The sequence below is a fragment of the Brevibacillus sp. FW301-21C12A genome, from assembly GCF_058788915.1.
Window position 1 is genome coordinate 40,601 of sequence record NZ_JBYTBG010000009.1, and the last position, 23,706, is coordinate 64,306.

Here is a 23,706-nt window from a genome sequence, read left to right on the forward strand (position 1 = left end):
TTTGGGGAGTCGCCCTTCGCGCAAACAAAAAAACGGTTGCCTCGGCAGCCGTTTTTTGTTTGGATCTTGCACCTGTTCGCTTGTTCAGTAGGTTGGGCGCCTCTCCCACGGCTCGACCTGGCCGACGATCGTCTGCGCTGCTTTTTCCCCGATTGCCCGGATGACGCCATTGGCAATTTCCGCGTTGGTCAGCCAGCGCGCATCTTCCCCTTCGCACACGAAGCCGAGAATGACACGCTGGTACGCGCACGTCGTCGGCACATGGACAGCCGGAGGATTTTTCCAGGCGCGACTGCCGCAGACGTGGTACAGCCGAAACGGCTGCTTGGGGCGGGACAGCTCTGCCAATACGGTCGCAAGCGCATCTGGCGCCGTTTGATGAATCCAGGCCACGACCAGCTCCATCGGCCCTCGGCTCGCCACCAGCTCTGCCATGGCGGCGCGCAGCGTCTCCGTCTGCCCGTAATCGAGCGCGAGCAGATGAACAGAGCCAGGGTTCAAAGCCCCGTTTCTTACCTGTTCGAGCTTTTGGCGATCTCGTCCCACCACCGTTACTTGCCAGCCTTCTTTTGCGAGCCAGCGCGCCACCTCTGCCAGCATCCCGCTCGCTCCGATTACCAATGCTTCCCGCGCCATTTGCCCGCCCCCCACGTCGTTTCTGTGTTACGCTTCCACAATCAAGGTGACAGGCCCGTCGTTCTGCAGACGCACGTCCATCATCGCGCCAAAGCGCCCCGTCTCCACGACCAGACCTTTTTCCCGCAGCTTGGCATTGAACAGCTCGTACAGCGGTTCTGCCTGCTCCGGGCGAGCCGCCGCCATGAAGTTTGGCCGCCTTCCCTTGCGACAGTCCCCGTACAGCGTAAACTGGGACACGGACAAAATCTGCCCGCCCGTCTCCAGCACGGAAACGTTCATTTTGCCTTCTTCGTCTTCGAAAATGCGCAAATGGGCGATTTTGTCCGCGACGAACTCCACCTCTTTTTCGCTGTCCTCATGGGTGATGCCTACCAGCAACAGCAGCCCGTGCTCGATTTGCCCGACCACCTCGCCGGCAACGGTCACACTCGCTTCCTTCGTTCTCTGCACAACTACTCTCACGTCGAACCATTCCTTTCGTTTCGCGTCTTGCCCTGCTGATCGCAGCCGCTCGCCGCCAAACAAGAACACCCGATCCACGAAGGATCAGGTGCTCAAAATGCGGCGAACCGAATAAATATCTTTAATGCGCTTGATTCGTTCCACAACCTTCAAGAGATGATCCACATTGCTGATCGAGATGGTCATATGAATCGTCGCCACCCGATTTTTATCTGCTTTGCCGCTGACCGCGGCAATATTCGTCTTCGTCTCGGCTACGACTTGCAGCACGTCGTTCAAAAGGCCGCTGCGGTCGTTGCCCGTGATCTCGATTTCCACGTTGAAGTTGTGCTTCTGGTCCGTGTCCCATTCGACGTCGATCAAACGCTCCGAGCACTCGTCTGCCAGCACGTTCGGACAGTCCTTCCTGTGCACAGACACCCCGCGTCCCCGGGTAATAAAGCCGATGATCTGGTCGCCTGGAACCGGCGTGCAACAGCGCGAGATGCGCACCAGCAGGTTGTCTACGCCGCGCACCTTGACGCCGGATTCGCTCTTTTGCGCACGGTGGGCCGGATTTTGCTTGATTTCCGGGATGACCAGATTTTGCTCTTCCCGCTCGCGGCGGAGCTTGTCAAGCAGCCTTGTGGCAATCTGCGAGGCGGTAATGCCGCCGTAGCCGACTGCCGCAAACATGTCCTCGGCCCCCTGAAAATTAAAGCGCGCCGCCGCTTCCTTCAGGTTCGTCTCCGTCATCGCTTCCTTGACGTCGAAGTTGCGCGACTTGATCTCGGCTTCCACCATTTGCTGGCCTTTGGCGACGTTTTCTTCCCGCTTTTCTTTTTTGAACCACTGCTTGATCTTGTTGCGCGCATGGGCGGACTTGGCCATTTTCAGCCAGTCCTGGCTCGGCCCGTACGAATGCTTGGAGGTGAGAATCTCGACGATATCGCCCGTTTTCATGGCGTAGTCGAGCGGGACAATCTTGCCGTTTACTTTCGCCCCAATCGTCCGGTTTCCAACCGCCGAGTGAATGCGATAGGAAAAGTCGAGCGGCACGGAGCCTTTTGGCAGCTCCACGACATCGCCTTTTGGCGTGAAGACAAAGACCGTATCCGAGAACAAGTCCTGCTTGAGACTTTCCATGAACTCCTGGGCGTTGGGCGCTTCCTCGGAGCCGCCTTCGATGATCTCGCGCAAGCTGCCCAGCTTCTCGGCAAACGAGCCTTGCACGACACTTTTGCCTTCCTTGTACGCCCAGTGCGCCGCGATCCCGATTTCTGCCGTCTGATGCATATCCCATGTGCGAATTTGCACTTCCAGCGGCTCGCCTTTTGGCCCGATCACCGTCGTGTGCAGCGATTGATACATGTTCGTCTTGGGCATCGCGATGTAGTCCTTGAAGCGGCCAGGCATCGGCTTCCACAAAGTGTGGACGATTCCCAATACCGCGTAGCAATCGCGAATGTCGTTCACGATAATGCGCAGCGCCAGCAGATCGTAAATTTCGTTGAACTGCTTGTTTTGCTTGGTCATCTTTTTAAAGATGCTGTATATGTGCTTGGGACGCCCCGATATTTCCGCCTCGATATTCAGCTCGCCCAGCTTCTCCCTGATCGTGTCCGACGCTTCATTCAGGTAAGCCTCTCGCTCCACCCGCTTTTTTTGCATCAGGTTGACGATCCGGTAATACTGCTGCGGATTCAAATAGCGCAGCGCCGTGTCCTCCAGCTCCCATTTGACGGAGGCAATCCCCAGGCGATGGGCAAGCGGCGCGAAAATTTCCAGCGTTTCATCGGAAATTTCCCGCTGCTTTTCTTCGGACATGTGCCGCAGCGTCCGCATGTTGTGCAGCCGGTCTGCCAGCTTAATCATGATGACACGGATGTCCTGGGCCATGGCGACCAGCATCTTGCGGTGATTTTCGGCAAGCTGCTCTTCCTTGGACTTGTATTTGATTTTTTCCAGCTTGGTTACCCCATCTACCAGCAGAGCCACATCAGGCCCGAACTGTTCCCGGAGATCGTCAAGCGTAACGTCGGTGTCTTCCACCACATCATGCAAAAACCCGGCCGCAATCGTCACGGCGTCCATGTGCAGGTTTGCGAGAATCCCTGCCACGGCAATCGGGTGCATGATGTACGGAACGCCTGATTTTCTGATCTGCCCCTCATGGGCTTTTTCAGCCAACTGATAGGCGCGAGTAATCAGGTCCAGATCCGATTGTGATAAATAGGTGCTTGCTTTTTTTACTACCTCATCAATGCCGGTAATCATAGTTCCCTTCCCTTATCCTCTCATTGGAAAACTTGGCTTTGCCAAGCCTTATGTCACAGGCGAAGGCTTCGTTGCGGATAAAAAAAAGCCTTTAAAGGTTGAAGTTGTTGCGTAGAAGCAGGCTCGAATAATCGATCGTTTGTCTGGATGAAAAAAAACGTCATGTCTATTTCATACTATTATCTTTTATGTCGTTCGTATTGTAAAGCTGTTTCCCCTGTAAAGTATGAACAGGGCGCGGAAAAAAGAAAAAAACGGGCATATAGCCCGTTTTTCGTTGATGGTTCAATTAATATTGCACCAAAGATTTGATCGGCACGTCGCCGATTTTTTTGCGGCCTTCCAGGTAGGACAGCTCGATGAAGAAAGCAGCGCCTACCACTTTTCCGCCTAACTGTTCAATCAGGTTGATCGTCGTTTCGATCGTTCCCCCGGTTGCCAACAGGTCGTCTGCAATCAGAACGCGTTGCCCAGGCGTAACCGCATCTACGTGTACCGCGAGCGCGTCTTTGCCGTACTCAAGGTCGTAGTCCGCTTTGATCGACTCGTAAGGCAGCTTGCCGGATTTGCGGATCGGCACAAAGCCGATTCCGAGCTCGTAAGACAGAGGAGCCCCCACAACAAACCCGCGTGCTTCCGGACCTGCGATGACGTCTGCCTGCACTTCGCGGGCGAATTCAGCGAGATCCTGAATCGCAGCGCGGTAGGCGGAGCCGTCTTTCAGCAGCGTGGTGATATCTTTGAAACGAATCCCCGGTTGCGGGAAGTCCGGAATGACGCGAATGTATTGTTTGTAATCCATGAAAAATTCCTCCTATACGGTGACAGGTGTCACCAACTGTTGAAACGTTTGAATCAATGATTCCGAAGAAGAAAGCAGCAAATCCGTGGCAAGCTGTGCCTCTTCCTTCCACTCCGAATAAATAACCGAGCTTTCCAGCGGCCTTTTCTCTACCGTCTGCTGCAAGCGGTACTGTTCTGCGTCCTCGCTGACAAACTGCAGCTCGACAAAAATGGCGAGCATCCCGTCCAGCAAGTTCCTTTTCCATTGCAGCTTGCGGGCCAGCGCGTCGAGATGAATGCGCTTGACAACTGGCACCTGCACAAAAAACTGGTACAATTGCTTGAAGTGCTCCCGGCTCGGACAGGAAAGCCGCTCCATCCCCAAATCCGGGTCGCCGAACAGGCAGTAGATGCGCTCGGCCTGTTGCAGCATGGCACTGATCGCATGCAAATCCGCCCGGCGCTTGGGTAGATCGTAGAGGATGATCGTCTGCTTCGGCCCTTCGTGTTCGAGCTTTGCGGATGGCCCGAGCAACAGCAGCGACGACAACTGCGCTTCTGCCGTCTTCTGCGCCAACTGCTCGTAGCTTTCCGTGCGAAATACGATCGTCACCGTTTCTGACTCCGCTGCAAGCTGCTTCCATTTTTCTACTTTATCACGACTTCCCCGCCAATCAAAAACTTGCTGGTGATTGACCGACAAATCGCGAATGGTCAACTGTGGCTTGCGGTTGCCGTTCCATTCATTGACCGACAGCTCGCCCAGCACCTGAAAGCGCGCTTTCGGGGTCACCTTTTTCGTCACGTGCGCCCAGTTGAAGCCGATGGCATCCAACGCTTGGCCTGACCTGACGAGTGTGCATTTCAAATGATTGTCGTCGCGCCCAATCGTGCGCATTCCCTGGGTTTCCACTTCCTCCAGCATGACGAGCGGAGTCGGGTTGCCCATTCCGTACGGAGCTAGCCGCTCCAACTGCTCCGCTGCCTCCAGGCTGATCTCTTCCATGCTCATCGCCACATCGACCTTGGTCAGCGGGATAAAGTCTTCTTTCGTCAGCCACTGGCCTGCCAGTTCGTTCAGCCTGTTGCGCAGCAGGTCGAGATTTTCCACAGGCAAGGTCATCCCTGCCGCCATGGTATGTCCGCCAAAATGCGGGAGCCATTCCTTGCACGCGGTCAGCCCTTCGTACATGTCAAAGCCGGCAATGCTTCGCGCCGAGCCTTTGGCCGTGCCTTTTTCCGGGTCGATGCCGAGCACGATGGTCGGACGGTAAAACAGCTCGACCAGCCGAGACGCCACAATTCCCACGACGCCGACGTTCCAGCCTTCCTTGGCCAGCACGAGGACGTTGTTTTCTTCCGGTGGGTACAGCTCTCTCACCATCTGTACGGCTTCTTCCGTCATCGCCGCCACCAGTTCCTGGCGCTCGCGATTCAGGTCGTCCAAAGCTTGCGCACACTGCTCGGCTTCGGCCTGATCCTCGGTCGTCAGCAGCTTGACGGCGGACTCTGCCGTCTCCAGCCGTCCGCTCGCATTCAGCCGCGGTCCGAGGGCAAATCCGACATGGCCTGCCGATAGCTCGCTGTCAGCCAGCCCGCACACGCGGATGAGCGCCTGCAAGCCGATATTGCGCGTCTGGTTCAGCCGCTTCAGTCCTACCCTGGCGAGAATCCGGTTTTCATCGACCAATGGCACCAAGTCGGCGATCGTCCCGAGTGCAGCCAGGTCGGCCAAGTGCAAAGGAGGCTCCTTCAGCAAGGCATGCCCCAGCTTGAAGGCGACCCCGACTCCCGCGAGCATGTCAAACGGGTACGTACAGCCCGGCTTTTTCGGGTTAATCACAGCAAATGCCTCCGGGATGACAGCCGGAGGTTCGTGGTGGTCGGTTACAATGACGTCAAGACCTAACTGTGTGGCATACGCTACCTGCTCTACTGCACTGATTCCTGTGTCGACGGTAATAATCAGCTTGTAACCGCTTTTATGCAGATGCGCCAAGGCGTCTTTATGTAACCCATACCCTTCGGTAAAACGGTTGGGAATGTAGTAGTCAAAAACAGCGCCGAGTTGGCGCAGCAGATGTACCATTAACGATGTGGAACTGACCCCGTCCGCGTCATAGTCGCCGTAAATGCAGATCGGCTCTTGCCCCTCTATGGCTTGTTGAATGCGATGCACGCTCTGTTCCATTCCATCCAGCAAAAAAGGGTCATGAAACAATTCCGGGCCAGCTTGCAAAAAATCACGGGCCTTCTGCGCTGTGTCGATGCCGCGAATCACCAGCAGCTTGGACACGAGCGGAGTTAGCTGGCACTCCTCAGCTATACTGGCCGCAATCTGTTCATCGTAGGTGGCCAGTTTCCAGCGTGTTTTCGCTTTCAGCATAGGCTCTCCTCCAATCCTCATTCATTATAGAGGATGGAGCGGGAGACTGACAACTGCATAAAACATGGCGTTTTTACGGTTTTTGCCGGGGAGCGGGATCGTATGGGTTGACATGGACAAAAACGTCGCGGACTTCTGCGAATGTTTCCAGCAACGTATGCTTGACACGCTTGCTGATTTGATGCCCCGCAAGCACGGTAATCGACGGGTCTACGCTGATTTTTACATCGACAATCTGGTAGTGCCCGTGCTCTCTCGCTCGCAACGAATCAATCCGCAGCACGCCTTCGACCTGTTCGATCGCCTGGCGCAGCTTTTGCGTATCCTCTTCGTGCAAAACGTGGTCGAGCGTGCTGTGAATGGATTCTATCATGATGCTGTACGCCATCTTCAGCACGAGGGCAGAAACGAAAATGCCGGCAGCCGGGTCCAGGTACAGCATCCACGCTACTCCCAGCCACTCCCCGGCAATCGCGCCGCCGATTCCCACCAGCGCCGCAAAAGACGAATAGACGTCCGAGCGATGCTCCCAGGCGTTGGCAATCAGCGACTGGCTGTTCAGCTTTTTGCCGAGCTTGTACTTGTAGCGGAACATCCACTCCTTGACGATCATCGAGCCGATGGCGGCCCAGACAGCCAGCAAGCCGGGAGCTTCCAGCGGAGCGAAAAACGCCTTGAGCGACGACATCGCAATTTCAAAGCCGACAATCGCCAGCAACACCGAGACGATAATCGCTGCGATCGACTCCGCTTTCCCGTGTCCATACGGATGATCGGCGTCAGGCGGACGCTCTGCCGCTCGCAGACCGATCAGAACAGCCACCGATCCGACGACATCGGACGCCGAGTGGACGGAGTCTGCGATCAGCGCCTGCGATTTTGCCGCAAGCCCGATCGCGAGCTTCACTCCTGCCAGCGCGAGATTGCCCACAATGCCTACCCACGCGCCAAACTGGGCTTTTGCCAGCCGATCATCACCCATCGCTATCTCCTCCTCCATCCGCACGCTTTTTTGTGTAAGAGTAGAAAACCGCAGGGAAAAATCCCTGCGGTCTACGTTGCGAAAGCTTTTGTTGAAGCAAATGGATTACGCTTCTTTTTTCTTTCTCATATTCCGCTCCTTCAAGTTTACCCAAACTTGAGCAGCAATAAAGATCGAGGAGTACGTACCGCTCACCAGACCGAACAAAAGCGCCAGCGAGAAGTTGCGAATGCTTTCGCTGCCGAGTACCGCGATAGCAAGAGCGGTAAAGAACACGGTCGCTACGGTGTAGACGGAACGGCGCATCGTTTGCCAGAGAGACACGTTCACCAGATGCTCCAAATCCGGAATCGTTTTGGACTTCATGGTGCGCAAGTTCTCCCGGATACGGTCAAAAATAACGATCTTGTCGTTGATCGAGTAACCGAGAATCGTCAACAGCGCGGCGATGAAGGTAATGTCTACCTCCAGATCGAACACGGAGAACAGCGCGATCGGGATAATCACGTCATGCAAAAGCCCGACGACGCAGGCAATCCCGAACAGCAACTGGAAGCGAATCGCGATGTAAACGACGATCCCGAGCGAGGCAATCGCTACCGCAATCGCTGCCTTTTTCACCATTTCCTGGGCGATACTCGGGTCAACGGACGATACTTGCTTCGTTACCTGATCGCCGAATTTTTTCTTCAACGCCTCTTCTACCTTCATCAGTGTGTCAGAGGAAATCGTTTGATCGAAGCGGGTGTACGCCTGATTCGTTCCGTACGGCGTCACCTTGGAAAAGGATACGTCCGGAATCTCCTGCTTCAACACCGCTTCGACGTCAGTCGGGTTGAACTCTTTTCCTACGTAAATGTCCAGACGGGTCCCCGCCTTGAAGTCAACGCCAAGGTGCAGCCCCTGGAACAGCATAAACAAAAAACCGATGACGATAATCGCGGAAGAGAAAATGAAAAACTTCCGGCGATTCTTTACGATGTCAAATCGAACGACAGTGTGTTCACGATCAAAGCTCACCGATCTCACTCTCCTTTACCCCGAACCAGAACGGCTTTTTAAACATGTTGGAACGGACCACCAGCCAGAGGAGGAAGCGAGACCCAAACACGTTGGTAATCACACTCACGATGATTGTCATTGCCAGTACGACAGCAAAACCTTGCACGGAGCTTGTCCCGAAGTAGAACAACACGCCTGTCGCAATCAACGTCGTCACGTGCGCGTCGATAATCGTAATCAAGGAACGGCGCTCACCGGCACGGAATGCCGACAAAATCGTTTTGCCCGAGCGAATTTCTTCTTGGATACGCTCATACGTAATGATGTTCGCATCGACCGCCATCCCTACTGCCAAAATAAAACCGGCGATACCAGGCAGCGTCAGGGTAGCATCCATCCAGTCGAGTACGACCATACAAAAATAAGTAAACCCGGCCAGCGTAATATTGGCAATCATCCCTGGCATGCGGTAGACGAGCAGCATGAACACGAAGATCAAGGCAGCCCCGATGTAGCCGGCATAGAGCGTTTTCTCCAGAGCCAGCGCACCGAGGGAAGCCCCTACCGATGTCACTTGCTTCTCTGTCAGCTTCGCAGGCATCGCACCGGAATTGAGCAGGTCAGCCAGTTCCTGTGCAGTCTCTTGGGTATAGTCTCCTGTGATTTGAGCGCTTCCGTTTGTAATCACAGCTTGAATGGTAGGATTTGTTTGCATGTTTTCATCCAAATAAATCGCCATGCGCTTGTACAGGTTCGCGCGGGTAACTTCCTCTACTTTTTTCGCGTCGGAAAATTTCAAGGTTACCAACGGGCGTCTCAAGTCATCGTAGCCGACCGCTGCCCCGTTTGGCGCCAGGTCGCTACCTTGCAGGATGATCTTGCCCGACTCGTCGCGGAACGTCAGTACAGCCGGTTTGCCGATCAGCTCGCGCAGCTTGTCCTGATCGGCGGATTGCGAAGCGATTTGCACGCGAATCCGGTTTGGCAGCTCGGTAGAGATCACAGGCTCTGCCACGCCACCGATGTTAATCCGTTTCTCAATCATGTGTGCGGTTGATTTCAACAGCTCGATATCAACCTTGTGTCCAGCCTCAAGAGGCTCAACCTCGTACAAAATCTCAAACCCGCCCTGCAGGTCCAGACCGAGAGTGATGTTTCCTGCCACCTGTTTGGTCGTAGTTGACACAAGTGTCGCCAAAAGGCCGACAACAACCAGGAACAGGAGAAATCTTCCCCATTTTATCATCGTTGTGATACCCCTCTTTCATAAACAGGGTCCCGCGCCAAGGCGAGAAACCAATATGCCCATTATAGCGAAGTATGAAAAAACGTGTCAATTATTGCTGGAAGAGCGAACCATGGTAACCAACCCCTTATCTACAATGAGCATGCTACTTATACGAATGTAGAGACAGGAAGTTTCACTAAGAATTTTTATACATTTGAATCATGAGATAGTTCATGTATTTGTTCGGCTTGAGAGACAGAATATCGTTGACGAGACGGTGCATCGGGGGGAATTCCTTGTACCCGTTCGTGACGCATTCCCACACGTCCGTAGCCTCCACATTTTCATAACCCAGCATGGCAAATTCCTCGGCCTTGCTCTGGCAAAGACTTGCTACTCGCCCATACCATTCCTGTTTTTGCGCTTGGTCCATCTCCGTTTCCCCCTCAAAGTAGTCATGCCGACAGCGGCACGTCCATATTCTTTACTGAGTGAATTTTTCGTTGCAAAGGAGCCTTCCATGAGACAGTCATTCTTTTACGGAACGGTTATCCTCATCATTGCTGGCGGCATCACCAAAGTGTTTGGCTTTGCTCACAGGATCGTGCTTTCACGCATCATCGGAGCGGAAGGAATGGGGCTGTATCAAATGGTCGTGCCCCTGTTGTACTTTCTGATTACGGTGACGACGTTCGGCCTGCCTGTTGCCATCGCCAAGCAAGTGGCAGAGACGGAAGCGGCGAACAATCCGCGGCTGACCCGGCGCTACCTGCTGTTGGCCTTGTCGGTGGCCGGCGGCATCAGCCTGTTCATCTGCACGCTGCTCCTGTTGTTTTCCCACTGGATTGCGGGTGCCCTGTTCACTGACCCTCGCGCCCATATCGTCATGCTCGCCGCCATCCCCGTTATTCCGATCTCCAGTATTTCCCTCGTGCTGCGCGGGTACTTCCAGGGCAAGCAAAACATGATTCCGACAGCCGTCTCCCAACTGCTGGAGCAAGTAGCCCGCATGGCGCTGGTCGTCGTCATGACGATGTCGTTTTTGGCGGCAGGGATCGAGTACGCCACGGCCGGTGCGGTCGCCAGCATTATTTTCGGGGAAGCCGCCGGACTCCTCTACATTCTCTGGCAATACCGAAAAGGAAGCAAAAAAGCGGCCGCCCAGCTTCTGGAAACGCCGTTTCGCAAAGCAGTTTCCAGAAGCAAGGCGAACTTGTCCCAACTGATCCACGTCGCCCTGCCCGTCACGCTGAGCCGCATCATCGGTTCCATCGCCTACGTCCTGGAGCCGATGCTCGTTCCGCTCGCACTCGTCATCGCAGGCTACACGACGGCAGCCGCAACCGGGCTGTACGGGCAATTTGCCGGGATGGCGGTCCCGCTGCTGCTTTTTCCCACTTTTTTAACCTATTCCTTGTCCGTTTCGCTCGTTCCTGCCGTCGCCGAGGCTGCCTATCAAAAAAATGCTCCTCTCGTGCATCGGCGCATCTACCAAGCGATGCGCATCACACTCGTAATCGGAGCACCTTGTACCGTCCTGCTAACTATTTTTGCCGAGCCGTTGTGCGTGCTGCTCTACGGCAGCGAATATCGTGAGGTCGGCGTGCTGTTGAAGGAGCTTGCTCCCTTTTCCGTCTTTCTGTTTTTCCAGGCGCCGCTGGCTGCTGCCTTGCAAGGTCTCGACTACGCCCAGGTCGTCTTTCGCAATACGCTGCTTAGCGCCATCATCAAGACAGGGGCTATGTTCATGTTTACCGCCCAGCCCGCTTTCGGCATCCACGGCGCGGTAATCGCCACCAACATCGGCATCACGTTGGGGACGCTGCTTCATTTTGCCAGTCTCATCAAAAAAATCGGCTTTGTCATCGACGTATGGGAGTTCGGAAAAATAGGGATCGCCATGCTGGCCATGGGTTACCTCGGCTCGTACATGGCGGATCACTGGTTCCTGCATTCCTCGACAGGCAAGCTGCTTCTCGCCAGCACCTGCATCAGCACCTTGCTGTACGTAGTGCTGCTCGTGGCGATGCGCGTCCTGGGCAAGCAGGACGTCCGCCTCATTCCGTGGATCGGCGAGCAGCTCGCCGTGTTCTTCCCCCGCCGCTAACACCTAGTGTAGCGGCTTGTCTTTTTTGTCGAGGTAGATGATGCCACGCTCGTCAATGCTGCAAAAGGACACTTCGCGAATGTCCTTGATCCCGTACTTGCGGATTTCCCGCTTCAGCCACAACTGATTTTGCCCGATTTTTTGCAAAGCCTCCTGCCTGACCTTGCCGTCGAGAATCAACGGAATCGGCAGACCTTTATAAGAAACAGGACTTACCGGCTTTTCGTCAGGCAGTCCCACATCTTCACGCGTAAGATGTTCTTTTTCCTGCTTCAAAAAGATGCTCATCTGCCCTGTCGGCTCTATCAGCGCAAACTCGACGTCTGCGATGTTTTTGACGTTTTTTTGCCGCAGGTGAACCAGCAGGTCATCCATATTCAGCCGATTTCGGCGCATCGCTTGCTCGCGAATTTCCCCGTTTTCGATAATCATATCGGCGGAGCCGTCGACAACATCGCGAAACTTTTTGCTTTTGAGTGAAAGGTACGCCATTCCGACTTCCATCAGAGCAATCAGCAGCATCGGCAAATAAAACCGAAGTCCGGGCTTTTCCACGTCTTCGATAGCCAGTGCCGCCATTTCCGCCAGCATGATAGAGATCACGACATCAAAAACGGACAACTTTCCCAGTTCTCGCTTGCCCATGACGCGGAGCAAGATCAGGAGGAAAAAATACGAGAAAAGGGTGCGCAATATGATTGTTGAAATATCTTCCACTTCCCGCTGCCCCCTAACGAACATTTGCTAGTAGTGTTCGGCAGGGGGCTTGCAACTATTAGCTCCAATTACAACCACTTTCGTTTGCGGAAGATGTGCAGCATGAAAAAGGTCATCGCCAGCATGATGACGAGTGCGACGATCAGCATGTAAGGCTCTGCCTGTTCGCCCAGCCAGCCGAACGTGTTCATCCCGAACAAGCCGGTAATGAATGTAAGCGGCAGGATGATCGTGGAAATAATTGTGAGAACACGCATCGTTTCCGTCGTCTTCGCGCTGATGATCGTGTAGTACGTGTCGAGTGCACCGTTCACCAGGTCGCGGAACGTCTCGGTTGAGTCCGAGATGCGCTCCAGGTGGTCGGTCAAGTCGCTGTAGAACGGAACGTTTTCCTCGGAAATGTCGAAAGAGAAGCGGCCATTCACGTTGGCGAAGATTCGTTTTTGCGGCATGATGACACGCCTAATCAAAATAATCGTCCGCTTCAGCGCCAGGAACTCTTCCGTAATTTCCTCCATCTGATGCTCGTAAATCTCGTCCTCCAGTTCGTCAATCCGCACGCTGATCCGGTCGATAATCGGGAAATACTCATCGGTAATCCCGTCTACGATCGCATAGAGCAAGTAATCAGGACCCCGGTTCAGATAGGAATTGTTGCGGTGACACATGGCAGCGATCCGGCCTATCGTGTTCATCGGCGATTTGTGAATCGTAACGATGTAGTTGGGGCCGAGAAAAACGTTCAGTTCTACCGTGGTAATCTCGTCGTCGCTTTCTTCATTGTAACGCAGGGCGTGAAAAACGAAGAAATAATAATCGTCGTACTTGTCTACCTTGGCCCGCGGACTGACGTGCAGGCAGTCCTCGATGGCCAGCGGGTGAAAGTCGAAGATTTTGGCAATATAGGGCAACTCGTTGTTCCCCACATCATACAGGTCGATCCAGAGCAAGTCCTCGGGAGATTTCAGCCATTGATCTTTTGTGGACAAATCAACATCGTGAAACATTTTCTGCTCTGAATGGTTGTAAAAGTACGTTTTAATCATTCTTCCTCACCCCCGTCTCGTTCCCCATCCATCATACGAAAATTCCTCCCAATGTTCAACGCGAAGATGAATACAGCGGCCAGGCCTTTCATATAGATGGTACAAACAGTGACCAGTGAGGGGGTAAATACCGTGCGGAGTGCGTCCACCTCTGTGCTGACAGGACTTTTGTACACGACAGGACTTGTCTTGTTTGGGGCATTGCTCGCTACCTTGCTTCTTAGCTTTACCAGCATGCGCGAAGGCTCTCTGCCTTATTTTACGTACATCATCAACGCGATTGCCTTGCTCGTCGGCGGTTTCGTCACCGGAAAGCGCTGCGGCGGCAAAGGCTGGTACTACGGAGGCTTGACCGGGTTCTCCTATTTTCTTCTGATTCTTTTGATCGGCTTTCTTGGCTTCGATGCCCCGATGCAGTGGGGAACGCTCCTCTTTTTGCTCGGCGCGTTCGGCATTGCCGCGCTGGGAGGGATTCTCGGAGTCAATTCGGCCAACTCCAGCAACAAGCCCAAAGGCTTCAAGCCGAGACGGTAAAAAGCTTGGCAGGCAAAAAGCAAAACAAAAGCAGGCGGGAACTCCCACCTGCTTTTGTTTTGCTTTATTTGGACTCTTCTTTTTCCGCTTCCGCTTTTGCCGGCTCGCTTTTCGCTGGCTCGTTGCTTGTAGAAACAACGCTGTTGATCGCGCCGCGATCAAACGTAACGTTGACGTTGTGCGCGATGCGCAGCGTCACCGAGTCGTCGTTCAATTCCTGAATCGTACCGTGCATGCCGCCGATGGTGACGATTTTGTCGCCCTTTTTCAGAGCTGCAAGCATGGCGTTGCGCTGTTTGGCTTTCTTCTGTTGCGGACGAATCAGCAAGAAGTAGAAAATCGCAAACATGATGATAATCGGTAAAAACTGAGTCAAGCCCTCCATGAAAATCCCCCTCGATTAAAAAGATCTATCTTCACTCAATCCATACTGAGCGAAAAACTGGTCCCGGAAATCTTGCAAGCGGTCTTCAGCAATCGCCTGGCGCACCTGCTCCATCAGCTTCACGAGGAAATGCAGATTGTGGTAGGTGGTCAAACGGATGCCAAAGGTCTCCTCCGCCTTGATGAGATGGCGGATGTAAGCGCGGGTGTAATTCTTGCACGTGTAGCAGTCGCAATTCGGGTCGAGCGGAGTAAAGTCGCGTGCGTATTTGGCATTGCGGATGACCAGTCGTCCCTGGCTTGTCATGCATGTCCCATTGCGAGCGATCCTCGTCGGCAAGACGCAGTCAAACATGTCAATGCCGCGGATTGCGCCGTCGATCAGAGCGTCTGGCGAGCCTACTCCCATCAGGTAGCGAGGCTTGCCTGCCGGAAGCAGCGGAACGGTATGCTCCAGCACTTCGTACATCAAGGAAAACGGTTCGCCCACACTCAGCCCGCCAATCGCATATCCCGGAAAATCCATGGAGATGAGGTCTTTGGCGCTTTGCTCGCGCAGGTCGTTGAACATTCCGCCCTGTACGATCCCGAACAGAGCCTGCTCGTTCGGCCGTGAGTGCGCCTTCAGGCAGCGCTCCGCCCATCGGGTCGTGCGCTCCATCGACTTTTTCACGTAGTCGTACTCCGCAGGATAGGGCGCGCACTCGTCAAACGCCATGAAAATATCGGCGCCGAGCGCGTTTTGAATCTGGGTGGCCTCCTCCGGGCCGATAAACAGCTTTTCCCCGTTCAGATGAGAGCGGAAGGAAACCCCTTCCTCTGTGATCTTGCGGAGGTTGCTCAGGCTGAACACCTGAAATCCGCCGGAGTCCGTCAGAATGGCGCGGTCCCAGTTCATGAAGCCGTGCAGCCCGCCTGCTTCGCGGACGATTTCATGCCCCGGACGCAAAAACAGATGGTAGGTATTACTGAGGATAATGCCCGCTCCGATCGCTTTCAGCTCCTCGGGACTCATCGTCTTGACCGTTGCCTGCGTGCCGACTGGCATGAAGACAGGAGTGTCAATCGTCCCATGGGGAGTGTGCAGCTTTCCGAGACGAGCGCCTGTTTGCTTGCATGTTTTGATTAATTCGTAGCGTACAGCCAAATTGTCGCACTCCTCAAGCTATGTATGTAAGTCTTTCCTATTATAAGAAAACTTGAGAGTGAAGTAAACCCACCCGACTTATAAGTATACACTTATACGGGTGGGATGTGTACCTTTTTTAAACGATCAGCATCGCGTCCCCAAAACTGAAGAAGCGATATTCCTCCTGGACGGCCGCTTTGTACGCATTCATGACATGCTCCTTGCCAGCCAGCGCGCTGACCAGCATCACGAGCGTCGACTTGGGCAGATGAAAATTCGTCAAAAGCCCGTCGAGAATCGAGAACGTGTATCCCGGGTAAATGAAGATGTCCGTCCAGCCCGACGTCGCCGCCAGCTTGCCGCCGTTCGCACGTCCGACCGTCTCCAGCGTCCGGCACGAGGTCGTTCCGACCGCAATGACTCTTCTCCCCTCCGCCTTCGCCTTGTTCACCAGCTCAGCGGTTTCTTCCGGAATCTCGTAATACTCGGCGTGCATGACGTGCTCCTCGACCGAGTCGGCAGAGACCGGCCTGAACGTGCCGAGTCCGACGTGCAGCGTCACGTACGCGAGCTGTACGCCTTTTGCAGCGATTTGCTCCAGGTAAGGCTTGGTGAAGTGCAGCCCGGCTGTCGGCGCCGCCGCTGAGCCTCGCTCGCGCGCATACACCGTCTGGTACCGTTCGCTGTCTTCAAGCTGCTCATGAATGTAAGGAGGCAGCGGCATCGAACCTAACTGGTCGAGAATCTCGTAAAAAATGCCCTCGTACAAAAAGCGTACGATCCGCCCGCCTGTCTCTGTCGCTTCTTCGCATACGCAGCGCAAAAGCCCGTTGCCAAAGACCACTTCCGTTCCCGGCTTCATCCGCTTGCCTGGCTTTACCAGCGTCTCCCAGCGATCGTCCCCGAGCGATTTGAGCAAAAGCACCTCGATCTTCGCTCCCGTCTCGGCCTTTTCGCCGATCAGCCTTGCGGGCAACACGCGGCTGTCGTTCATGACGAGCACGTCCCCCGGCTGCAAATGGTCGATCAAGTCGGTAAAGCGCTGATGGGAAATGGCGCCAGTCTGTTTGTTCAAAACGAGCAGCCGCGAAGCTGTCCGGTCTTTCAATGGATGCTGGGCAATCAGATGCTCCGGCAGTTCAAAATCAAATTGTTGCACGTCCACGAATCGTTAACTCCTTTAATGACAGTTCATGTGGCAAAAGCCTTACTTGTCAATTGTCACATCCTGGTAATAGTGTTGCAAAATCTGCAGGTAGTCATACCCTTTCTCGGCCATTGCGCGAGCGCCGTATTGCGACACCCCGAGGCCGTGTCCAAAGCCGTAGCCGCGGAACAGGAACTGCGGTCCTCCCTGCTTGCCGCCCTGGATCACTTCGACATCAAACTTCGTGCTGCGAAGCGGGCTTCCCCCTTGCTGGAAAAGCGAGCGGAAGGCATCCGGGGAAGGAACGGCAATCGGAACCCCGTTCGCCTCCATCGCGATCACGCGCCCGGACGGTCCTCGCTTCGTCACTTTCAGACTGGTGACGTTCCCCTGAATGCGCGGTGCCTTGTTTTTGTCCTGGTTCGCATTGAGCAAGGCCGTCAGTTCAGCGGAAGTAAACGGGCCACGCGTCCACGCATAAGCATTTTCCTCAGCCTCTTCGGAAAGAATCGTCACCTCAGCGCCGCTTGGCAAGGTAGACAAAACCCGATGCGTCGTCGTGCTCGGACCCGTGCGCAAGTTCGTGTTTTCCGTTGTGATGACGGCTATTCTGGCGCCATTGGCCTCTGTGCCTGTCAGCCGCACCAGGTCGCTGCGCACATATCCGATCGTCCCGTCCGCGAGCTTTACCCGATACCACAGGCTCGCCGCTTCCAGCGGATACGTATCGTCGCTCTCGACGGGCTGCAAATACGGAACGGGATTTCCCCACACTTCTGTGCCATCGGCGGTCATTCCGCCTGCGTTCGAGTAGAACAGGGACTCGACGAGCTTGCCCTGGTAGTAGATGACTTCCCCTGCCGTCTCATCCACCGCCTCGCGGACGTCCTCCGACTCTTTTCCATAGCCGTAATACGCCTGCTCCGTCACCGTATCCGACACGTTGGCAATCCCGTACTTGTTTCCTTGCCACAAAGCTCTCGTTCTCGACAGGACCGCCTGCGTTTTCAACGCTTCCAGCGGCCAGCCCGGAGCCATTTCCGAGCCGACAACCCCGTACAGATACTCCTCCAGCGGCAGTTCATTTACAACCGTCAGGTGACCGTTGTATTCCGACAGCTCCATCTCGCCGCGGTACGTCCGCTGCTCGCGTTCCACGACGCCGATCAACGCTTCCGGCTCCGCCTTTTTCGCCTCGACCGTCAGCTTGGCTTGCGGCGAGAATACGTACTTCCAGATCGGCTCATCCGGAGAGCCGTAAACATCTTGCTTCAGTACGACATACGACTGGCTGTCAGGCGCCTTGTAGGAAAAGTTCGGAAAAGCGCTGCTCGCTTTGCGCGCCAATGCCGCAAGCGCTTCCTGGCTGACCTCGTCGCCGATCCAGACCGCGTATTTGACTTTTTCGCCGTTTGACAACAGCACAGGGTACGCCGGGATGCCTTTTTGCTCAAACGACTCCTGCCATTTCTGGGCTTCGCTCAAGCTTTTGAACTGCCCCGCTTCCAGCCGGAGCGGGCCTTGGACAACCGGCTTTTGCCCCGTCGCCTGGGCCACGGCCGCCACTTGATTGGCCGCTGCCTGATACGTGTCGTATGTACCGCTGACAACCTGGTAAACGGTTTGTCCGCCTCGTTTCGCCACCTGAATCGAGCCTTCATATTTGCGCTGGCTCAAAAGCTGAGCGATTTGCTGCGCTTGGTTCCAGTCTGGCGTCTGCGCCACGATCAGATGATATTCATCCACCCGGTAACGGGCAGCTTCCCCTTTTAATTCTGGCAACTCGATCTTGCCTTCCGGGCCTGCTAACGTCACTTCCATTCCTTTTTCAGCAGTCAGCGTAACGGAAGGAACAACTCCCCTGTAGCCTTTGCCCGTATCCACAAAGAGCGCCACCCGGATATGTTCAGAAGCCGCCTCGGCCGGCGCTGGTCCTCCCATTAGAGCAACTGTCATCAGGCTCACCGAAAGGACTTTCCCCATCCACTTCTTCATGTCGTCCAACGTCCTTCCTTTCTCCTGATCTCATCTCGTCGAAAATTGGCATGTACTCCCATCTTTTTCGACAATCACAGGCGATTTTCCTGCCCTCGCCCGCAAAATGGGACCAGGCGACGCAAACAAAAAGCCACCGGACGAAACAGCTCCGATGGCGTACAAACAGGCTATGTGTGCAAGGCAAATGCCCTCATTTGAAAAGCCGAAACAAATACATCCCAAGAGACAGCACGATGCTGATGACGATGCACGTCACGACCGGAAAGTAAAATTTGACGTTTTCCTTTTCCACCACAATATCCCCAGGCAGGCGTCCCAGCGGCAAAAAGCGGCCGCCCACCTGCCACAGCAAGCCGATGACGATCAGCACGGCTCCGCCGATAATGAGAAGCTTGGCTATTGGATTCACGATTTCATCTCCCGCCCAAAGTGCTGGTACGCGCTCGGGGTCAGCACGCGGCCCCGCGGCGTCCGCTGCATGAAGCCGATCTGCATCAAATACGGCTCGCACACGTCTTCAACGGTTTGCGCCTCTTCGCCAATCGTGGCGGCAATCGTATCGAGCCCGACCGGACCGCCGTCAAAGCGGTCGATGATGGCGAGAAGCAGCTTGTGGTCGATATGGTCCAGTCCGCAGGCGTCTACCTGCAGCCGCTCCAGCGCTTCTTTGGCAATCTCCGTCGTGATGACGCCCTCGCCTTTTACCTGGGCGAAGTCGCGCACACGCTTTAACAGACGGTTCGCCACGCGCGGAGTTCCCCGCGAGCGACGCGCGATTTCTTCCGCGCCGCCTTCGCGAATAATCACCTGAAGAATATCCGCTGCCCGAGAGACGATAAAGGTCAGCTCGGGAACGGTGTAAAACTCCAGGCGGTTCACCACCCCGAAGCGGTCGCGCAGCGGCGCAGAGAGCATCCCTGCCCGCGTCGTCGCGCCCACAAGCGTAAACGGCGGCAAATCGAGGCGCACACTGCGCGCGCTCGGCCCTTTGCCGATGATGATGTCGAGCGCAAAGTCTTCCATGGCCGGATAGAGCACTTCCTCGACGCTCCGGTTCAGCCTGTGAATCTCGTCGATAAACAGCACGTCGCCTTCCTGCAGGTTGGTCAAAATCGCCGCCAGATCGCCTGGCCGCTCGATCGCCGGTCCGGACGTCGTGCGGATGTTCACCCCAAGTTCGTTGGCGATAATTTGCGACAGCGTCGTCTTGCCCAGTCCCGGCGGTCCGTACAGCAGGACGTGGTCCAGCGATTCCTTGCGCATTTTCGCCGCTTCAATAAAAATTTTCAAGTTTTCCTTGACGTGCTGCTGTCCGATATACTCATTCAAATAACGAGGACGGAGGCTCAACTCCGCCGCATCTTCTTCCCAGTTCATATGCGTCGTGATGATTCGCTGATCCAAAATCCTACCCCCTCATGAGCAGGGCAAGCCCTTGTTTGATGAGCTTTTCCACACTATCGCCCTCTTTTGATTTCTCCGACAGCGCATTTCTGATTTTTTGCAGCTCGCCGTCCGAGTAGCCGAGCGCCGTCAAGGCGTCGAGCGCCTCGTTCAACGCGGAAACCGCCTGCTCGCCTGCTGTCAGATCGCCTGCCGCGACGGTCAGGATCGCCGATGGCGTGTATCCGACCAGTTTGTCCTTGAGATCGAGAATGATTCGTTGCGCGGTCTTTTTGCCGATTCCAGGAAACTTCGTCAAGTAGGTCACATTTTCCTGTTGCACCGCCATGACCAACTGCTCGGGAGTCGCCGCCGCGAGAATCGCCAGGCCGCCCTTTGGCCCGATACCGTTCACGTCGAGCAGCTTGCGAAACAGGTCGCGCTCGTCACGGGTGGCAAAACCGTAGAGCAATATCGCGTCTTCGCGGACGTGATGGTGCGTGTACAGCTTGGTTTTGCTGCCTTCGTAGCGCACAAACTGGTACGGATTGGGACAAAACAGGCGATACCCGATCCCTCCGGCTTCTACCACTATGTATTCTGAATCGAGGTAACAGAGTGTCCCTTCCACAAAATCAATCATTTTTGAACTCCTTCCGAGATGGAGATGAACGCCCGAAACTGTGCGTGCGTAATCGCAATGCCCAATGCATCCGCCACGTCGTCAGGCTTCGGCACTTCTTTCAGCCGCAGCAACAGCTTGGTCATTTCCTGTATTTGCTTTTTCTCTGCCCCGCCGTAGCCGGTCACCGCCTGCTTTACTTGCATCGGCGTGTATTCATACACAGGCACTCCGGCCAGCTCCGCCGCCAGCAGGATGACGCCGCGCGCTTGCCCCACCGTGAAGGCCGTCGTCACGTTTTTATTGAAAAACAGTTTTTCTACTGACATTTGATCCGGTCGATACGTTTCCAGCAGGCTTTGCATCGCTTCAAAAATCTGCTTCAAGCGAAGCGGAACGGGCAAGCCTGCCTCTGTCTGAATGCTGCCATACTGGACGGGACGCAATTGGCTACCCTGTTTATCCAGAACCCCAAACCCAACGATCGCAATGCCAGGGTCGATTCCTAAAATGCGCATGGTCCACTCTCTCTCCGTGTGCAAAGTTTCTACTCTCTACTGTATCACAAAGCGCTCGAAAAGCGAACGTGTATTTCCATGCAAAAACCCGCTCCTGCCAAAAGGAACGGGTCATACGGCGTCGCTTTTAGTGTTTGTTCATTCCAAGTGAGTCCGACACATCATGCTGCATGTGCGCGTATTCATCTACGCCGCTCTGCATCTGCTCCTGGATCCGGTTGATCTGCTGGTAATTGAGCTTGTTGTGTCCTTGGTTCAATTGAACGTACAAACGCTGGTGGAACTGGTCCTTGTAGCTACCTCTGGGCATGGTAGACATAAGAAAAGATTCCTCCTTCGATCGCCGTATGAGTACAGTATGGCGTCCCGCCTCCGGCCTTATGATGCCAAGATTTACAGCTCATTTCCGCCGTTTCGTCTTGAAACCATATAGGGTGGAGGTGCTGATTCGGTGCGACGTTTACTAGCCGCTTTCTTACTCGTCACGCTTCTCTTCTCTGTCTGCTGCGCAAAGCAGCCCGCCCAGGCGAAAGGCAAAGAACCGATTACCGTTTCTGTCTCTGTATCGCCGACTTCGCCTTTTCACTCTACGCTCAATGTTCGCGCCCAGCATTCGTTCGTCAAACGGCTGTTTGCCGCAAAAAAGGTTCCGGCTTTCGTGAATCCCCACTGGGTTCGCGCCACCTTGACCGTCAAAAAGCGCCAGTTTGTGTACGACCACGACGGGAATTTGTTTGAAAGCAACAAGCCGCTGCAATACCTTTTGCCGACGGATGTTCACCAGCGAATCGAGGAGCTTGTCGCGCAGGTGGAACGCGTGCATTATGCCAAAGCGACGCCGTGGGAGCAGGTCAAACACACCTTCGGCCGCATGGAGTACGCCACCGTCATCGACCTGGAGACTGGCGAGCGGTTCCACGTCCAGCGCCGTGCGGGCAGCAGGCATGCCGATGTGCAGCCGCTGACGCGCACAGATACGCAGACGATGAAAAAGATTTACCAGGGCAAATGGAGATGGAAGCGCAGAGCGATTCTCGTCAAGGTCAACGGCGTTTATTTTGCCGCCTCCATGCACGGCATGCCGCACGGTGCAGGGGCGATCGCGGGCAATGACTTTCCCGGCCATTTTTGCATCCACTTTTTCGGAAGCTCGACCCACAAGCGCAAGGAGCCCGATCCCAGCCACAGCCTGATGATCGAAAAAGCGTCCGGCTCGCTTGCGACGACGATCACAGGCGCTACTGCCGAGGAGCTGGTGGGGTATTTCCTCACTGCCCTGCACGAACAGGACAACCACGTGCTGCAAATGACGACAGACGGCTTCCCGCTGCCTGCCCGGCTGTCTGACGTAGCCTCCGTCCGCAAGACCGAAATCGTCATTCCTTCTGACGAGCGGGGGCCGTTGCTCTCGGAGGTCCACGTCCACCTGACTTACTTCACGCATGACAACCATGAACGGAACGAAGAGTGGACGTTTCTGCTGCGCCGCTCCACGCCGTGGGACAAGTGGCGGATTATCGCTGTAGACTTGTAACGAAATGCAGCACAACAGTACGGCAGCACGAAAAAAACCGACCATTCCCCCTGCGGGATCGCCGACTTTTTCCTCTGCTCGCTTTAGTCGCCATCCAGTTGAAACTCCCCGTACGTCGACAGGACGCTGTTATACTCTGCCAGATTGCGAATGCGGATGCCCCGCTTCAAGCTCTCCAGCTCTTCTTTTGGCAGGCTCGCTTCCATTTTTGCCGTGTTGATGCGGTAAAACGTCTGGATGACGTCCTGCTCGGCGGGAACCCCGTGAAACAGCGTCAGCATTCCGTCCGCCGACAAGCCGAAATGGCCGTTCTCCTTGCATGCGGGAGAAATGTCCTGTTCCCTTCTCATTAAAATCATTTTGCTCGGATCGGCTGTCACGATCTCCCAGCCTTTGTAATCCCCCATCGCTTCCGGCAAATGGCCTGCGGCGATCGGTTGACGCTCTTCATCCCGGACGCCGCACAAGTAGCTGCGGGTCAACACCAGTTCATACGGCTTTCCTGCCACCGTTGCCGTCTTGCCGATGTCTGTATGCAGCAGTTGAAGCAGTCCGTTCTCTCTGCCTCCGCTGCCTGCCAGCAGGATGCCCAATACGACACCGGTGAGAAGCGCAGCGCCCCACGATGCGTACACCATCCATTTTTTTCGCATGATTTGATGAACCCCTTCTTATACCTTTTTTCCTAGTTTTGCCATGTTTGAAGGGGGACATACGTGAATCTCTCAAGGATTCGTAATTGGCGAGAAATTTATCGCGGGCAAACGGCAAATTGAGCAATCATTATATCTTTTTTGTCAATAGACAAAATTTAATAATCTTAACCTACAATTATCTACCAATCTACAG

Annotated in this window: 24 protein-coding genes; 3 read left to right on the forward strand and 21 right to left on the reverse strand. The window is 54.9% G+C overall.

Annotated elements, in window-relative coordinates:
• Nucleotides 1-84: 84 nt before the first annotated feature.
• The 9 genes from AC3WQH_RS08240 to AC3WQH_RS08280 form a co-directional block, all read right to left on the reverse strand.
• Nucleotides 85-636 (reverse strand): short-chain dehydrogenase, encoded by a 552-nt coding sequence (locus AC3WQH_RS08240; protein ID WP_026558420.1) that lies wholly within the window; start codon nt 634-636, stop codon nt 85-87.
• Nucleotides 637-663: 27 nt separating this feature from the next.
• Nucleotides 664-1,101, reverse strand: coding sequence for a D-aminoacyl-tRNA deacylase (dtd, locus tag AC3WQH_RS08245; RefSeq protein ID WP_005832446.1), 438 nt, complete (start codon nt 1,099-1,101; stop codon nt 664-666).
• 84 nt (nt 1,102-1,185) lie between these two features.
• Nucleotides 1,186-3,357 (reverse strand): RelA/SpoT family protein, encoded by a 2,172-nt coding sequence (locus AC3WQH_RS08250; RefSeq protein WP_221843239.1) that lies wholly within the window; start codon nt 3,355-3,357, stop codon nt 1,186-1,188.
• A 289-nt stretch (nt 3,358-3,646) separates the two neighbouring features.
• Nucleotides 3,647-4,159, reverse strand: a complete 513-nt coding sequence (locus AC3WQH_RS08255; RefSeq protein WP_005832442.1) for an adenine phosphoribosyltransferase — start codon at nt 4,157-4,159, stop codon at nt 3,647-3,649.
• A gap of 12 nt (nt 4,160-4,171) precedes the next feature.
• Nucleotides 4,172-6,526, reverse strand: coding sequence for a single-stranded-DNA-specific exonuclease RecJ (gene recJ, locus AC3WQH_RS08260; protein WP_310669930.1), 2,355 nt, complete (start codon nt 6,524-6,526; stop codon nt 4,172-4,174).
• A 73-nt stretch (nt 6,527-6,599) separates the two neighbouring features.
• Nucleotides 6,600-7,508, reverse strand: coding sequence for a cation diffusion facilitator family transporter (locus AC3WQH_RS08265; RefSeq protein WP_007782353.1), 909 nt, complete (start codon nt 7,506-7,508; stop codon nt 6,600-6,602).
• A 105-nt stretch (nt 7,509-7,613) separates the two neighbouring features.
• Complete coding sequence (gene secF, locus AC3WQH_RS08270; protein WP_005832437.1) at nt 7,614-8,528, reverse strand: protein translocase subunit SecF; 915 nt, start codon at nt 8,526-8,528, stop codon at nt 7,614-7,616.
• Entirely contained in the window at nt 8,518-9,756 is a 1,239-nt protein-coding gene (secD, locus tag AC3WQH_RS08275; protein ID WP_005832436.1) for a protein translocase subunit SecD, read from the reverse strand. The genes secF and secD overlap by 11 nt, the downstream gene beginning before the upstream one ends.
• A gap of 178 nt (nt 9,757-9,934) precedes the next feature.
• A complete protein-coding gene (locus tag AC3WQH_RS08280) occupies nt 9,935-10,171 on the reverse strand; it encodes a post-transcriptional regulator (protein ID WP_005832434.1) in 237 nt (78 codons plus the stop codon).
• A gap of 87 nt (nt 10,172-10,258) precedes the next feature.
• On the opposite strand from AC3WQH_RS08280, the gene spoVB reads away from it, so the two are divergent.
• Nucleotides 10,259-11,845, forward strand: a complete 1,587-nt coding sequence (spoVB, locus tag AC3WQH_RS08285; RefSeq protein WP_005832431.1) for a stage V sporulation protein B — start codon at nt 10,259-10,261, stop codon at nt 11,843-11,845.
• Between the two features lie 3 nt (nt 11,846-11,848).
• On the opposite strand, the gene AC3WQH_RS08290 is transcribed toward spoVB, so the two are convergent.
• Both AC3WQH_RS08290 and corA read right to left on the reverse strand, forming a co-directional pair.
• Nucleotides 11,849-12,562, reverse strand: coding sequence for a DUF421 domain-containing protein (locus AC3WQH_RS08290; protein ID WP_122952975.1), 714 nt, complete (start codon nt 12,560-12,562; stop codon nt 11,849-11,851).
• 68 nt (nt 12,563-12,630) lie between these two features.
• Nucleotides 12,631-13,608, reverse strand: coding sequence for a magnesium/cobalt transporter CorA (gene corA, locus AC3WQH_RS08295; RefSeq protein WP_005832428.1), 978 nt, complete (start codon nt 13,606-13,608; stop codon nt 12,631-12,633).
• A gap of 132 nt (nt 13,609-13,740) precedes the next feature.
• Between corA and AC3WQH_RS08300 the strand changes: the two genes are divergently transcribed.
• Nucleotides 13,741-14,142 (forward strand): TIGR04086 family membrane protein, encoded by a 402-nt coding sequence (locus AC3WQH_RS08300; RefSeq protein ID WP_005832427.1) that lies wholly within the window; start codon nt 13,741-13,743, stop codon nt 14,140-14,142.
• A gap of 64 nt (nt 14,143-14,206) precedes the next feature.
• Here AC3WQH_RS08300 and yajC read toward each other — a convergent pair whose 3' ends face one another.
• The 9 genes from yajC to AC3WQH_RS08345 all read right to left on the reverse strand — a co-directional run bounded on the left by yajC (nt 14,207) and on the right by AC3WQH_RS08345 (nt 21,642).
• Complete coding sequence (yajC, locus tag AC3WQH_RS08305; RefSeq protein ID WP_005832425.1) at nt 14,207-14,527, reverse strand: preprotein translocase subunit YajC; 321 nt, start codon at nt 14,525-14,527, stop codon at nt 14,207-14,209.
• Between the two features lie 15 nt (nt 14,528-14,542).
• Nucleotides 14,543-15,673, reverse strand: a complete 1,131-nt coding sequence (tgt, locus tag AC3WQH_RS08310; RefSeq protein WP_005832423.1) for a tRNA guanosine(34) transglycosylase Tgt — start codon at nt 15,671-15,673, stop codon at nt 14,543-14,545.
• A 118-nt stretch (nt 15,674-15,791) separates the two neighbouring features.
• Nucleotides 15,792-16,820, reverse strand: a complete 1,029-nt coding sequence (gene queA, locus AC3WQH_RS08315; protein ID WP_005832421.1) for a tRNA preQ1(34) S-adenosylmethionine ribosyltransferase-isomerase QueA — start codon at nt 16,818-16,820, stop codon at nt 15,792-15,794.
• A 42-nt stretch (nt 16,821-16,862) separates the two neighbouring features.
• Nucleotides 16,863-18,806 carry a SpoIID/LytB domain-containing protein gene (locus tag AC3WQH_RS08320; protein ID WP_492331982.1) on the reverse strand — a complete coding sequence of 648 codons (1,944 nt, stop codon included), beginning with the start codon at nt 18,804-18,806 and terminating at the stop codon, nt 16,863-16,865.
• A 184-nt stretch (nt 18,807-18,990) separates the two neighbouring features.
• Entirely contained in the window at nt 18,991-19,209 is a 219-nt protein-coding gene (locus AC3WQH_RS08325) for a DUF2905 domain-containing protein (RefSeq protein WP_005832418.1), read from the reverse strand.
• Entirely contained in the window at nt 19,206-20,204 is a 999-nt protein-coding gene (gene ruvB / locus AC3WQH_RS08330) for a Holliday junction branch migration DNA helicase RuvB (protein WP_005832416.1), read from the reverse strand. The genes AC3WQH_RS08325 and ruvB overlap by 4 nt, the downstream gene beginning before the upstream one ends.
• 4 nt (nt 20,205-20,208) lie before the next feature.
• Nucleotides 20,209-20,826, reverse strand: coding sequence for a Holliday junction branch migration protein RuvA (gene ruvA / locus AC3WQH_RS08335; protein WP_005832414.1), 618 nt, complete (start codon nt 20,824-20,826; stop codon nt 20,209-20,211).
• Nucleotides 20,823-21,323 (reverse strand): crossover junction endodeoxyribonuclease RuvC, encoded by a 501-nt coding sequence (gene ruvC / locus AC3WQH_RS08340; protein ID WP_005832413.1) that lies wholly within the window; start codon nt 21,321-21,323, stop codon nt 20,823-20,825. The genes ruvA and ruvC overlap by 4 nt, the downstream gene beginning before the upstream one ends.
• Nucleotides 21,324-21,450: 127 nt before the next feature.
• On the reverse strand, nt 21,451-21,642 hold the full coding sequence (locus tag AC3WQH_RS08345) for a hypothetical protein (protein WP_005832411.1): 192 nt from the start codon (nt 21,640-21,642) through the stop codon (nt 21,451-21,453).
• A 132-nt stretch (nt 21,643-21,774) separates the two neighbouring features.
• Here AC3WQH_RS08345 and AC3WQH_RS08350 point away from each other — a divergent pair, with 132 nt between their 5' ends.
• Nucleotides 21,775-22,857, forward strand: coding sequence for a hypothetical protein (locus AC3WQH_RS08350; RefSeq protein WP_007782375.1), 1,083 nt, complete (start codon nt 21,775-21,777; stop codon nt 22,855-22,857).
• Nucleotides 22,858-22,940: 83 nt separating this feature from the next.
• Here AC3WQH_RS08350 and AC3WQH_RS08355 read toward each other — a convergent pair whose 3' ends face one another.
• Nucleotides 22,941-23,510, reverse strand: coding sequence for a BofC C-terminal domain-containing protein (locus AC3WQH_RS08355; RefSeq protein WP_005832408.1), 570 nt, complete (start codon nt 23,508-23,510; stop codon nt 22,941-22,943).
• Nucleotides 23,511-23,706: the final 196 nt, after the last annotated feature.